The sequence below is a fragment of the Zoogloea sp. genome, from assembly GCF_028693495.1.
In the GTDB taxonomy this organism is placed as follows: domain Bacteria; phylum Pseudomonadota; class Gammaproteobacteria; order Burkholderiales; family Rhodocyclaceae; genus Zoogloea.
The window spans coordinates 1-13,097 of sequence record NZ_JAQUVG010000044.1 but is presented as its reverse complement, the minus strand read 5'-3'; the positions used below and the strand labels follow the sequence as shown (position 1 = coordinate 13,097).

Here is a 13,097-nt window from a genome sequence, read left to right as displayed (position 1 = left end):
AATATGGATTTACTGCTTTCCGGTCGGGCTGCTGCCCGCCGTCAGACCCGTCAGGTTCGTGTCGGTCACGTGTCCATCGGCTCCGGCATGCCGGTGTGCATTCAGTCGATGACCAACACCGACACGGCAGATGATTTTGCGACGGTGATGCAAGTCGCCCAGCTTGCCCGGGCAGGTTCTGAGCTGGTGCGTATCACGGTGAACAACGATGAGGCAGCCAGGGCTGTCCCGAAGATCCGTGAAAAGCTCCTCGCAATGAACCTGGATGTGCCGTTGGTGGGAGATTTTCATTACAACGGCCACAAGCTGCTGGCCGATAATCCGGCCTGTGCAGAGGCCCTGGCCAAGTTCCGCATCAACCCGGGGAACGTGGGGCAGGGCATCAAGCGAGATACTCAGTTTGCCTCCATCATCGAGATGGCCTGCAAATATGACAAGCCTGTGCGTATCGGTGTCAACTGGGGCAGTCTGGATCAATCCGTACTGGCCCGGATCATGGACGAGAACGCCAGGCGGCCGGTGCCCCGGGATGCGGGTGCAGTGATGCGCGAGGCGCTGGTGACCTCCGCGCTCGAATCCGCTGCCAAGGCGGAGGAGTACGGCCTGGGAGGAGACAAGATCATCTTGTCGGCCAAGGTGAGCAGCGTGCAGGATCTCATCGCGGTCTACCGGGATATGGCTGCCAAGTGCGACTATCCTCTGCACCTGGGGCTGACGGAGGCGGGCATGGGCTCCAAGGGAATCGTTGCGTCCACCGCGGCACTCTCGGTGCTGCTGCAGGAAGGCCTTGGTGACACGATCCGTATTTCCCTGACCCCGGAGCCCAACGGTAGCCGGACCCAGGAAGTCATCGTGGCCCAGGAAATCCTCCAGACCATGGGTCTGCGTGCTTTCACGCCGATGGTCACGGCCTGCCCTGGCTGTGGTCGAACGACCAGCACCCTGTTCCAGGAGCTGGCCTCGGATGTGCAAGCTTATGTCCGCGACAACATGCCCGCGTGGCGGGACCAGTATGATGGTGTCGAGAACATGACTCTGGCAGTCATGGGGTGCATCGTTAATGGCCCCGGTGAAAGCAAGCATGCCAACGTCGGTATTTCCCTACCCGGTACCGGCGAGTCTCCGGCAGCCCCTGTTTTCGAAGACGGCGTCAAGACCCAGACCCTGCGTGGCGACAACATCACCAACGAATTCAAGGCCATCATCGAGCGTTATGTGGCCAGAACCTACCCCCGCAAGGGCGCACCGGCCTGATGACCGGTATGCCCCGACTGTAAAAGAATAAAAGGAATCATGAGCAAGACCCTCCAGGCCGTGCGCGGGATGAACGACATCCTGCCCGATGAAGCAGAGATCTGGGAGCAGTTCGAGGAGATCGTCCGCAACTGGTTGCATGGCTACGGCTATAGGCCGATCCGCATGCCCATCGTTGAGCCTACCCCTCTGTTCAAGCGTGCCATCGGTGAAGTGACCGATATCGTCGAGAAGGAAATGTATTCCTTCGAGGATGCCCTGAACGGGGAGCACCTGACCCTCCGTCCCGAAGGCACTGCCTCCTGTGTCAGGGCGGCGATCCAGCACAATCTGTTGTTTGGTCAGCCCCGTCGCCTCTATTATCAGGGGCCCATGTTTCGCCACGAACGGCCTCAAAAAGGACGCTACCGCCAGTTTCATCAGGTAGGGGTGGAGGCGTTGGGCTTTGAGGGGCCGGACGTGGACGCTGAACACATTCTGATGTGTGCTCGCCTATGGGACGATCTAGGTCTTGAGGATGTCAAGCTGGAAATCAATTCTCTGGGCAGCAGCGAGGAGCGTGCAGCCCACCGGGCAGCGCTGATCACCTACCTGGAGCAGCACCAGGACAGCCTGGATGAGGATGGCAAGCGCCGTCTTTATACCAATCCCTTGCGTATCCTGGACACCAAGAACCCGGACCTGCAGCCTATCGTGGAGGCAGCCCCGCGACTGGCGGATTTTTTGGGAGAGGCGTCCCCCAAGCACTTTGACGGGGTGCAGACACTCCTGAAGGATGCCGGTCTGCCTTATCGCATCAACCATCGCCTGGTACGGGGACTGGATTATTACAACCGCACGGTCTTTGAGTGGGTCACTACCCGTCTCGGCGCCCAAGGCACCATTTGTGCGGGGGGCCGCTATGATGGCCTGGTCGCTCAACTAGGGGGCAAGCCGGCTCCGGCCGCGGGATTCGCGATGGGCGTGGAGCGTCTGCTGGCGCTGTGGCTGGAATCCGGGGGGGAGACCGGGCGCCCGACCCCCGATGTTTACATCGTTCACGCCGGAGAAGCTGCCCAGCGGGCAGCCTTTCGTGTGGCCGAGGGGCTGCGTGGTAACAGCTTCTCCGTCATCCTGCATTGCGGTGGTGGCAGTTTCAAGTCCCAGATGAAGAAGGCGGATGCATCCGGAGCCCCTTTTGCTGTCGTTATCGGCGATGACGAAGCGGCTGCTGGCGAAGTCAGTCTCAAGCCCCTGCGGGACGGTGGTGAACAGATTCGCGTCCTGATGGACGTACTCCCGGAAACCCTGGCGGACCGCCTACTCGAATCGGAAGAAGACGATGGCAGCATTTGACCTTGAAGAACAGGAACAGCTCTCCCAGATCAAAGGTTGGTGGGAGCAATACGGCAAGCTGGTGACTGGCGCTGCGGTTGCCGCAGCTTTGGTATCGGTAGGCTGGCAGGGTTGGAACTGGCACCAGGGCAAGCAGACTGCTGAAGCGGCAGCCCTTTATGCGGTTGTCCAGCAGGCGGCGGCCAGCAAGAACGCCCAGCAGGCTAAAGAAACCGCAGGGCTGCTGATTGAAGGGTACGGCGGCACAGTCTATGCTGATTTGGGCGCGCTGCTGGCTGCGAAGATTCAGATCGATGCCGGCGATAGCAAAAATGCCCGGGCTCAGCTGGGATGGGCCGCAGAGAACGCCCGGGACCCCCTTCTGAAGGATCTGGCCCGTCTGCGTCTGGCAGCCCTGCTGCTGGACGAGAAATCCTATGACGAGGCCCTGGCCCGGTTGCAGGCCACGCCGGACGACAGCCTGGTTGCCCGCTTTGCTGATCTCCGCGGAGATGTCCTGTTTGCTCAGGGCAAGACGGATGAGGCTCGAAAGGCCTACCAAGTGGCGGTGGACGACCTGACCAAGACATCCAGGGCCGAGGCGGTGGCCCTTCGGGAGATCGTCCAGGCCAAGCTTGATGTCATCGGGGGAGGCCAATGAAGCCCCGCACCCTCGCCCTGTTGCTCTCGGCTTCCTTTTTCCTGGGGGCCTGTTCTTCCCTTAATCCTTTCGCCACTGGAGTCAAGGCTGGTGCGCTCAAGCCCATCGACAAGCCGGTTTCCACATCTGAAATCTGGCGTGTCAAGGTGGGGGATTCCGAGCGCTTCGTGCTGAAGCCGGCGGTGGTGGAGAAGGCTGTCTTTGCTGCCTCGGCGGATGGACGGGTTGTGCGTATCGAGGGGGGTCGAGAAGTCTGGCGCTCCAGCCTCAGGGTGACCCTGTCTGCAGGCGTAGGCAGCGATGGCCGGATCGTTGTGGTCTCCACGCCGAAAGGCGAAGTGATTGCCCTGGATGCTTCCAATGGGCAGGAGCGCTGGCGCGTTGCAGTCAATGGGGAGGTTCTGGCTGCTGCAGCCGTCTCCGACAACCTTGTGGTTGTACGCAGCACCGATAGTCGTCTGTTCGGGCTGGATCCAGCCGACGGCCGTCGCCGTTGGGTGTACCAGCGGGCTGTTCCCGCCCTCTCTCTCCGTAATGCCGCCGGCGTCGTGATGGAGGGTAGTGCGATTTTTGCTGGCTTCCCCGGGGGAAAACTGGTGGCCGTCAGTCCGGCGAATGGCACTCTCCTCTGGGAGGGAACGGTAGCCGTGCCCCGTGGTGCGACTGAACTCGAGCGGGTTTCTGATATCACCAGTCTGCCCGTCCTGACGCCGCGTGCCGGCTGTGCAGCGGCTTACCAGGGGCGCATCGCCTGTTTCGACCTCTCCAATGGCAGCAATTTATGGAACCGGGAGCTATCAAGCTCCCGTGGATTGGATATCGATGCCAGAAACGTGTTTGTGACAGACGAGAAAGGGGCTGTGCATGCCCTGGATTTGTCCAATGGAGCCAGCTTGTGGAAGCAGGACCAGCTGGCGGGTCGCAATCCCGGACGGCCTCTTGCATTCGGTGAGTTCGTTGTCGTGGCCGACCGGGAGGGAGTCGTGCATTTCCTGCGCAAGGAGGATGGTGCCCTGGTTGGCCGCCACAAGACGGACGCGAGTCCTGTTCTGGCAGATCTGCAGCGCAGTGGAGAGTCCCTGCTTCTGCAGACCAAGGACGGCAGTGTTTACGCCCTCGGCGTTCAATAACGGAGTCGCCATCGCGTGAAACCTACATTTGTATTGGTTGGTCGCCCCAATGTGGGCAAATCAACCCTTTTCAATCGCCTGACCAAGACCCGGGATGCCCTGGTGGCAGATTTGCCAGGCCTGACCCGGGATCGCCGCTATGGTCTCGGTCGAGCAGTCGAGCGCGAGTTCCTGGTGGTCGATACGGCCGGCTTCGATCCGGTGGCCAAGGAAGGGATTGTCCATGAGATGGCCAAGCAGGCCGAGCAGGCGATTGCTGAAGCGGATGCCCTGCTGTTCATGGTGGATGCCCGTGCTGGTCTGACCCCTCATGATGAACAGATTGCCAGCCGGATCCGCCGGACGGGGCGCAAGACCTTCCTGGTGGTCAATAAGGCCGAGGGAATGAACCGGGCCATGATCTCCGCGGAGTTTCATGCCCTTGGCCTGGGGGAACCGCTGTGCATCTCGTCCGCTCATGGTGACAACGTTCACACTCTGATGGAGCTCATCCTGGAGGAGTTTCCCCAGGATCCTGAAGACGACGCATCCGAGACCCGGGGGCCACGGGTGGCCATCGTGGGGCGGCCCAACGTGGGCAAGTCCACTCTGGTCAACACCTTGATCGGTGAGGAGCGGGTCATTGCTTTCGACATGCCTGGCACGACCCGGGACGCGATCGAGGTTCCTTTTGAGCGGAACGGCCAGCATTACACGCTGATTGACACCGCAGGCTTGCGCAAGCGGGGAAAGGTTTTCGAGACTGTCGAAAAATTTTCCGTCATCAAGACCTTGCAGGCGGTGGAGCAAGCCAATGTGGTCGTGCTCGTGCTGGACGCCAGCCAGGAGATTTCCGATCAGGATGCGCACATCGGTGGCTTCGTGGTGGAGGCCGGCAGGGCTCTGGTGGTCGTTGTAAACAAATGGGATGCCGTGGACGATTATCGTCGCCAGCGGATCAAGGAGGATCTTGACCGGAAGTTGCCCTTTCTTGGTTTTGCCCGCTTCATTTTCGTTTCGGCACTGAAGGGGCAAGGTATTGTCCCGATGCTCAAGGCGGTGGACGGGGCATATCAGGCCGCAATGACCAAGCTGGCAACCCCCAAGCTGACGCGTGTATTGCTGGATGCGGTCATTCGCCAGCAGCCGCCGCGACATGGAGGGTTTAGGCCCAAGATGCGTTATGCCCACCAGGGCGGCATGAACCCCCCTGTGATCGTGATCCACGGCAGTGCCCTGGATCATGTTCCTGCATCGTACGTACGCTACCTGGAGCGGATTTTCCAGGAAGTCTTCAAGTTGGAGGGGACTCCTCTGCGGATACATTTCAAGTCATCGCGGAATCCCTTTGCGGACAAGGACTGACGCACCAAATTCCACACCACCGGATCGAAGGCCGGCGCCAAAACTGCAATGCGGCGCCGCAGCAATCGGTTCTATAATTATTCAAACTAAAACCAAGAGGTCGAAACATGAGCAACAAGGGGCAACTCCTTCAGGATCCATTTCTTAATGCACTGCGCCGGGAACATGTGCCCGTCTCCATTTATCTGGTGAACGGCATCAAGCTGCAGGGGCAGGTTGAGTCTTTCGATCAATACGTTGTCCTTCTGAAAAACACGGTGACGCAAATGGTTTACAAGCACGCCATCTCCACCGTTGTGCCAGCCCGTCCGGTCAATATCCAGCAGGAACAGAACGAGGCTTCCAGCTGAGTCACCCATTCATGAGGATGGTTTCGACCGGCTCTTTCCTTTGCAGGATGTCGCGTGTTTGAGCGGCCTTCCGCGGGAACCCGCGCGATCATTGTTCAGGTGGATTTCGGTCAAGGAGCCATAGACGAGCGCCTGGCTGAAGTCTGTCTGCTTGCAGCGAGTGCGGGAGCGACCATTGCCGCGATCGTTCAGGGGCGGCGTCAGGCTCCAGACCCTGCTTTTTTCGTGGGCAAGGGCAAAGCTGACGAGGTAGGTGCTGCAGCGCAATTGCACGAAGCGGATATCGTCATTTTCAATCATGACATTTCGGCTGCCCAGCAGCGCAATCTGGAACGCAAGCTCAACTTCCGGGTCATTGACCGTTCTGCCCTTATTCTCGACATCTTTGCCTTGCGGGCCAAAAGTCACGAGGGCAAGTTGCAGGTCGAACTGGCCCAGCTTCAGCACCTGTCCACCCGTCTTGTCCGCGGATGGACACACCTGGAGCGTCAAAAAGGGGGGATCGGCCTGCGGGGGCCTGGAGAGAAACAGCTGGAAACCGACCGGCGCCTGCTGGGGGAACGGGTCAAGCTGCTCAAGAGTCGTCTCGCAACCCTGGAGAAGCAGCGGGCCGTCAGGCGCCGTGCCCGGGAGCGGCGGGATGTCCTGAGTGTTTCCCTCGTTGGCTATACCAACGCAGGCAAGTCCACCTTGTTCAATGCTCTCACCAAGGCCGGGGCATATGCTGCCGATCAACTCTTTGCAACCCTGGACACCACGTCCCGCCGGCTTTTTCTTGGAGAGGCGGGGAACATCGTGGTGTCGGATACGGTCGGATTCATTCGTGATCTGCCTCATTCGCTGGTGGCAGCCTTTCATGCGACGCTTGAAGAAACGGTAAGTGCCGATCTTCTGCTGCATGTGGTGGACTCGTCCAGTGAAGATCGGGAGGGGCAGATCGCAGCAGTCAATGGCGTCCTGGAAGAAATCGGTGCCGGCAGCCTGCCGCAGATCCAGATCTGGAACAAGATCGATGCGACCCTGGCCAGTCCGGAGGTCCATGCCGACGCTTGTGGTAACATCACGCGCGTTTTGCTGAGCGCCCGAACGGGCGATGGCCTCGATCTGTTGCGTAAGGTGCTCTCCGATGTGGCCCTTGGACACAAGGCAGCACTGGCGGCAGCCGCGGAACCCCAGGACGAGTCATTTTGACGAATCCCCGTAATTCCACCCTTCGGAGCGGATTTTTCACCGTGATCTCAGGCATCCTCATGTCTCTCAACGACCCCAAGTGGGGCAATCGTGGCGGCGGCGACAACAATCGCGGCGGCGACAACCAAGGCCCTCCCGATCTGGAAGAGCTGTGGCGTGACTTCAACCGACGCCTGTCCGGCATGTTTGGTCGTGACGGAGGCCGCAACAGCGGCTCTGGTGGCGGCGACGGCGGAAACCGGACCCCGGAATTCAATTTCCGGCAGATGCGCGGGGGCTTTGGTCTCCTGGCAGCTTTTGCTGCAGTCATCTGGCTCGGATCGGGATTCTATATTGTTGATGCAAGCCAGCGCGGCGTCGTTCTGCAGTTTGGACGGTTTGTGGAGGCGACCGAGCCAGGTTTGCGCTGGCGGCTGCCTTATCCCGTGCAGAGTCATGAACTGGTCAATCTGACTGGAGTCCGGACCGTGGAGATCGGTTATCGGGGTGCCGAGCGCAACAAGGTGCTCAAGGAAGCCCTGATGCTGACGGACGATGAGAACATCGTGAACATCCAGTTCGCCGTTCAGTACATCCTCAAGGATCCACAGCAGTATCTGTTCAACAACCGTGATGCGGACGACTCCGTAATTCAGGCCGCCGAGACGGCCGTGCGCGAGATCGTGGGCAAGAGCAAGATGGACTTCGTGCTTTACGAAGGCCGTGAGCAGGTGGCTGCCAACGCCCAGAAACTGACTCAGGATATTCTTGATCGCTATGCGACAGGTATTCAGGTCAGCAAGGTCACGATGCAGAACGCCCAGCCCCCGGAGCAGGTCCAGGCTGCGTTTGACGACGCCGTCAAGGCGGGACAGGATCGAGAGCGGCAGAAGAACGAAGGTCAGGCCTACGCAAATGATGTCATTCCGCGTGCCCGCGGTGCGGCATCCCGACTTCTTGAAGAAGCGGATGCCTACAAGGGCAGGGTAGTGGCCCAGGCAGAAGGTGATGCATCCCGGTTCAAGCAGGTTTATGCCGAGTATGCCAAGGCGCCCGAGGTGACCCGTCAGCGTCTGTATCTCGACACCATGCAGCAGGTGTTCTCCAACACGTCCAAGGTGATGGTGGATTCGCGCAGCAACAGCAACCTGCTGTATCTGCCCCTGGATAAATTGATTCAGAGCGCCGCTGTGCAAACCGGGGCCCCCGTAGTGGAGCAGCAGGTGGCTGCTCGACCGGCTGCGGCTGCCGCGCTGGAGAGCAACATTACCCCACCCAGGGCTGATGCCTTATCGGGGGAAGCCCGAACCCGTGAGTCCACGCGCAACCGTGAGCGGGGAGAACGTTGATGAGTGAGCGTATGCCTTTGTTTGCAGGTGTCGGGCTTTTCGTAGTGGCCCTGTTGTCGATGTCCTTGTTCACCGTGGACCAGCGTCAGCACGCGCTGGTTTTCCAGTTGGGTGAAGTCAAGGATCAGCTAAGCGAGCCTGGGTTGCATTTCAAGATCCCGCTGATCCAGAACGTCCGGTATTTCGACAAACGGATCCTGACGCTGGACACTTCCGAACCCGAGCGCTTCATCACTTCCGAGAAGAAGAATGTGCTGGTGGATCTCTTCGTCAAGTGGCGCATCGTAGACCCCAAGCTCTATTACATTTCGGTTGGGGGGGACGAGATGCGCGCCCGCACCCGTCTGGAACAGACCGTTAATGCAGGGCTGCGGGAAGAGTTCGGCAAGCGCACGGTGCATGACGTTGTTTCCGGCGAGCGCGACAAGGTGATGGACGAAATGCGGATCAAGGCGGATCTGGATGCACGGAAAATCGGCGTTCAGATCGTCGATGTACGCCTGAAACGTGTCGATCTGCCTGCAGAAGTGTCCGAGTCGGTCTATCGCCGGATGGAGGCCGAGCGCAAGCGCGTCGCCAACGAATTACGCTCCGAAGGTGCTGCTGAAGCCGAAAAGATCAAGGCTGATGCAGACAAGCAGCGGGAAGTGATCATTGCTGAGGCGTATCGCGAAGCTCAGGGTGTCAAGGGTGAGGGGGATGCCAAGGCCTCATCGATTTATGCCCAGGCGTTTGGCCAGAGTCCGGAGTTCTATGCGTTCTATCGTAGTCTCGAAGCCTACCGTAGCAGTTTCAAGAGCAGATCCGATGTCCTTGTTGTCGAGCCCAACTCCGAATTCTTCAAGTATCTGAAGGGAGCTGGAGGGCGCTCCGCTGCGCCGGCAGCCGATCCGGCAAGGGGCAAGAACGTCAAGTGAGATGGGCAAGACCCTGATCCTGGCCTTCGCACTGATGCTGGTGCTTGAAGGCCTCATTCCCTTTGCGTCTCCCTCCCGCTGGAGGGAGACCTTTGCTCGTCTGATCTCCATGACGGATGGGCAGATACGTTTTGTCGGCCTCAGTTCCATGATCCTGGGACTGGCCATGCTTTTTGTCTTTTCCTGAGGCGCCTTACCCATGTTGCGTTGGGTTCTACCCGAATATATCCAGGATGCCCTGCCCGCTGAGGCGGCCAAGCTGGAGGAACTGCGCCGTCGATTGCTCGACATTTTCCGTGTTAACGGGTATCAACTGGTTGCACCGCCCCTGCTGGAGTATGTGGAGTCCTTGCTGACGGGGGCGGGCCAGGATCTGAAGCTCAAGACGCTCAAGCTGGTGGACCAGCTTTCGGGCCGCACGATGGGTGTCAGGGCGGACATTACTCCACAGGTGGCTCGCATTGACGCGCATTTGCTCAACCGCCGGGGTGTCACTCGCCTGTGTTATTGCGGGACAGTTGCCCATGCGATTCCGTCGTCCTTGACCGCAACCCGTGAGCCGCTTCAGATTGGCGCCGAGATCTATGGCCATGCCGGGCTTGAGGCGGATGCCGAGGTGATTCGCCTGCTGGCGGAAGTGCTGTTCCGGGCGGAGGTGGGTACTTCGCGGATCGACCTTGGTCACGTGGGGCTTTTCAAAGCCCTTTCACGCATGGCAGAGGTCGTTGCCGAACGTGAGGAAGACCTGTTCAATGCGCTTCAAGCCAAGGATATTCCCGGTCTGAAGGACCTCCTGGCAGACGCCCCGGAAAAGGTTCGTAACGCCCTAATGGTTCTTCCCACCCTCTATGGTGGCGCTGAAATTCTTGAGAGGGCGCGGAGTCTGCTGCCAGCTGAACCCGAAATCCTTGCTGCGCTGAACGATTTGCAAACCCTTGCCGAGGGGCTGGGCGATCTCCCCATCAGTTTTGATCTGGCGGACCTGCGAGGCTATCACTATCACAGTGGCGTTGTTTTTGCCGCGTACGGTGGCACCTCCCCGGTGGCACTCGCGCTGGGCGGCCGCTACGACAGTGTTGGCAAAGCCTTCGGCCGCGGTCGCCCTGCGACCGGCTTCAGCCTGGATTTACGGGAGATGGCAGGGCAGGTGGCCGATCCGGTGCAGCCCGGTGCGATCCTTGCCAGTGGGGCAGGGGAGACCGGCTTCAAGGAAGCGGTAGCCCGTTTGCGGGAAGCAGGGGAAAATGTAGTGATTGAATTGCCCGGGCATGATGGCACGTGGCGTGAGGCCGGTTGTGACCGGCATCTGGTTCTGCGGGGCGGTGCCTGGCAGGTGGAACCGCTTCAGGGAGAGTGAGTTAAATGGCAAAGAACGTAGTGGTTGTCGGGACCCAGTGGGGTGACGAAGGTAAGGGCAAGATTGTCGATTGGCTGACTGATCAGGCTCAGGGTGTCGTCCGGTTTCAGGGTGGTCACAATGCGGGTCATACTCTTGTGGTGGGTACTACGGAGTACAAGCTGAACCTGGTGCCGTCCGGCGTTGTTCGGGAAGGTGTGAAGTGCTTCATCGGCAATGGTGTCGTGCTCGACATCCATCACCTGCTCGCGGAGGTGCGTGGCCTGGAAGCGGGTGGCATCAAGGTGCGCGAGCGTCTGAAGATCAGTCCGGGGTGTCCGATCATCCTCGGCTATCACTCTGCCCTTGACCGTGCTCGTGAAGCCAAGAAGAGCGCTGGTGACAAGATCGGCACGACGGGCAAGGGTATTGGCCCGACGTATGAAGACAAGGTCGCCCGTCGCGCCCTGCGTGTCTATGATCTTTTCCACCCTGAGCGTTTTGCCGAGAAACTCAGGGAAAATCTGGATTATCACAACTTTGTGCTGACCCAGTATCTGGGGGGGGATCCTGTGGATTTCCAGGCGGTCTTCGATCAGGCCATGGCGGATGCGGAAGAAATCCGCCCCATGGTCACCGACGTTTCTGCCGATCTGTATGCAATTAATAAATCGGGGGGCAACCTGTTGTTTGAGGGCGCCCAGGGAACCCTTCTCGACATTGATCACGGAACCTATCCCTTCGTCACCTCCAGCAATTGTGTCGCTGGCCAGGCTGCGGCGGGAACGGGCGTGGGCCCAGGACGTCTCCATTACGTTCTGGGAATTACCAAGGCGTACTGCACCCGCGTGGGTGGAGGCCCTTTCCCCACCGAGCTGGATTTTGAAACCCCGGGTACCCCGGGACATCAGATGTCCACGATAGGCCGTGAGTTTGGCACCGTGACAGGCCGCAAACGTCGTTGCGGCTGGCTAGATCTGGCTGCCCTCAAGCGCTCCATCATCATCAACGGAGTATCTGGTCTGTGCATTACCAAGCTGGATGTACTTGACGGGATGAAGGAGTTGAAGCTGTGCACCGGTTACATGCTGGATGGAACGCGTGTGGACCTGCTGCCCATGGGGGCCGAGGAGGTGGTTCGGTGTGAGCCGATCCTGGAAACCATGCCGGGTTGGAGCGGTACGACCTTTGGTGCACGCACCTGGGATGCGCTGCCTCCGGAAGCGCGTGCATATCTGCATCGTATCGAAGAAATCTGCGAGATTTCCATCGATGTCATTTCCACCGGGCCTGAGCGGGACGAGACCATCCTGAAGCGTCACCCCTTCGGCGCCTGAGCCTGCCCGGCCATTCCTGTCTGGCAGGAATGGCCGGGTCAAAACCGGGGAAGACAAGGCTGAGCATTTTCCTTCGCCAAAAATAATGGCCGATCATTTCTGATCGGCCATTATTTTTAATTCTGGTGCCCAGAAGAGGACTCGAACCTCCACGCCTCGCGGCACTAGTACCTGAAACTAGCGCGTCTACCAATTTCGCCATCTGGGCAGCAACGGAGATAATTATAAGCTGTTTTAGAATTTCGGCAAGTATTTTTTTGGATTCTTTTGAAATCGCCTGCTTTGAAGGGGGCGGTTTTTACGCCAGAGTTGCTCTGTTTTTAAAAAGCAAAAAGCCGATCATGAAGATCGGCTTTTTGCTTTAATTCTGGTGCCCAGAAGAGGACTCGAACCTCCACGCCTCGCGGCACTAGTACCTGAAACTAGCGCGTCTACCAATTTCGCCATCTGGGCAGCGAAGGCGCTATTATAGACAAATCCGAAACGAGTGCAACATCTTTGAATTTGTCTTAGAGGCAGGCCGTCAAAACAATCAAAACCCAAGCAAAAAAAGAAAAAGCCGGTCAAAATGACCGGCCTTTACTTGGAATTGGTGCCCAGAAGAGGACTCGAACCTCCACGCCTCGCGGCACTAGTACCTGAAACTAGCGCGTCTACCAATTTCGCCATCTGGGCAGCGAAGCCCGTAATTATAGAGCTTAATTTATCCGTGTCAACATCTAAAGAAAAAAACACAAAAAAAATAAGTAAACTGCGCCGCAGCGATCCCTTTTTTGAGCGCGAAAGCCTCAACTATGAGTTTCCCTTGCCAAGCCGGGAATTTGTCATCCAGATGCTTGCAGACCAGGGGGTGCCCCTTTCCTTCGATGAGCTGTCTGTGGGTTGCAGATCTTGAATTCCATCCATCTGCCCTAATAGATCCTGATGTAATTAGT

At 58.7% G+C, this 13,097-nt stretch carries 13 protein-coding genes and 3 tRNA genes; 12 read left to right on the top strand and 4 right to left on the bottom strand.

What is annotated here, in order from left to right:
* Positions 1–3: 3 nt before the first annotated feature.
* The 12 genes from ispG to PHD22_RS08955 all read left to right on the top strand — a co-directional run bounded on the left by ispG (position 4) and on the right by PHD22_RS08955 (position 12,162).
* The gene (gene ispG / locus PHD22_RS09010) at positions 4–1,254 is read left to right on the top strand and encodes a flavodoxin-dependent (E)-4-hydroxy-3-methylbut-2-enyl-diphosphate synthase (RefSeq protein WP_299865311.1); all 1,251 of its coding nucleotides are present in this window, start codon (positions 4–6) and stop codon (positions 1,252–1,254) included.
* Between the two features lie 39 nt (positions 1,255–1,293).
* Complete coding sequence (gene hisS, locus PHD22_RS09005; RefSeq protein ID WP_299865308.1) at positions 1,294–2,589, top strand: histidine--tRNA ligase; 1,296 nt, start codon at positions 1,294–1,296, stop codon at positions 2,587–2,589.
* Positions 2,576–3,229, top strand: coding sequence for a tetratricopeptide repeat protein (locus tag PHD22_RS09000; RefSeq protein ID WP_299865306.1), 654 nt, complete (start codon positions 2,576–2,578; stop codon positions 3,227–3,229). Before hisS ends, PHD22_RS09000 begins: the two co-directional genes overlap by 14 nt.
* Entirely contained in the window at positions 3,226–4,359 is a 1,134-nt protein-coding gene (gene bamB / locus PHD22_RS08995) for an outer membrane protein assembly factor BamB (RefSeq protein WP_299865304.1), read from the top strand. The genes PHD22_RS09000 and bamB overlap by 4 nt, the downstream gene beginning before the upstream one ends.
* Before the next feature lie 15 nt (positions 4,360–4,374).
* Positions 4,375–5,703, top strand: a complete 1,329-nt coding sequence (der, locus tag PHD22_RS08990; RefSeq protein WP_299865302.1) for a ribosome biogenesis GTPase Der — start codon at positions 4,375–4,377, stop codon at positions 5,701–5,703.
* Positions 5,704–5,810: 107 nt separating this feature from the next.
* Entirely contained in the window at positions 5,811–6,053 is a 243-nt protein-coding gene (gene hfq / locus PHD22_RS08985) for an RNA chaperone Hfq (protein WP_299865299.1), read from the top strand.
* Between the two features lie 54 nt (positions 6,054–6,107).
* The gene (gene hflX / locus PHD22_RS08980; protein WP_299865296.1) at positions 6,108–7,244 is read left to right on the top strand and encodes a GTPase HflX; all 1,137 of its coding nucleotides are present in this window, start codon (positions 6,108–6,110) and stop codon (positions 7,242–7,244) included.
* Between the two features lie 59 nt (positions 7,245–7,303).
* Positions 7,304–8,572, top strand: a complete 1,269-nt coding sequence (hflK, locus tag PHD22_RS08975) for an FtsH protease activity modulator HflK (protein WP_299865293.1) — start codon at positions 7,304–7,306, stop codon at positions 8,570–8,572.
* Entirely contained in the window at positions 8,572–9,489 is a 918-nt protein-coding gene (hflC, locus tag PHD22_RS08970; RefSeq protein WP_299865290.1) for a protease modulator HflC, read from the top strand. The genes hflK and hflC overlap by 1 nt, the downstream gene beginning before the upstream one ends.
* 1 nt (position 9,490) lies before the next feature.
* Positions 9,491–9,676: a DUF2065 domain-containing protein gene (locus PHD22_RS08965; RefSeq protein WP_299865287.1), complete on the top strand. Its 186-nt coding sequence runs from the start codon at positions 9,491–9,493 to the stop codon at positions 9,674–9,676.
* 15 nt (positions 9,677–9,691) lie between these two features.
* Positions 9,692–10,846: an ATP phosphoribosyltransferase regulatory subunit gene (locus PHD22_RS08960; RefSeq protein WP_299865340.1), complete on the top strand. Its 1,155-nt coding sequence runs from the start codon at positions 9,692–9,694 to the stop codon at positions 10,844–10,846.
* Between the two features lie 5 nt (positions 10,847–10,851).
* Positions 10,852–12,162 carry an adenylosuccinate synthase gene (locus PHD22_RS08955; RefSeq protein ID WP_299865284.1) on the top strand — a complete coding sequence of 437 codons (1,311 nt, stop codon included), beginning with the start codon at positions 10,852–10,854 and terminating at the stop codon, positions 12,160–12,162.
* A 123-nt stretch (positions 12,163–12,285) separates the two neighbouring features.
* Here PHD22_RS08955 and PHD22_RS08950 read toward each other — a convergent pair.
* The 4 genes from PHD22_RS08950 to PHD22_RS08935 all read right to left on the bottom strand — a co-directional run.
* Positions 12,286–12,370: transfer RNA gene (locus tag PHD22_RS08950), tRNA-Leu, on the bottom strand.
* Positions 12,371–12,530: 160 nt separating this feature from the next.
* Positions 12,531–12,615 (bottom strand) — tRNA-Leu (locus PHD22_RS08945).
* 137 nt (positions 12,616–12,752) lie between these two features.
* Positions 12,753–12,837, bottom strand: a tRNA-Leu gene (locus PHD22_RS08940).
* A gap of 37 nt (positions 12,838–12,874) precedes the next feature.
* Positions 12,875–13,097 (bottom strand): hypothetical protein (locus PHD22_RS08935; protein WP_299865282.1); only part of this gene is annotated, 223 nt, incomplete at its 5' end.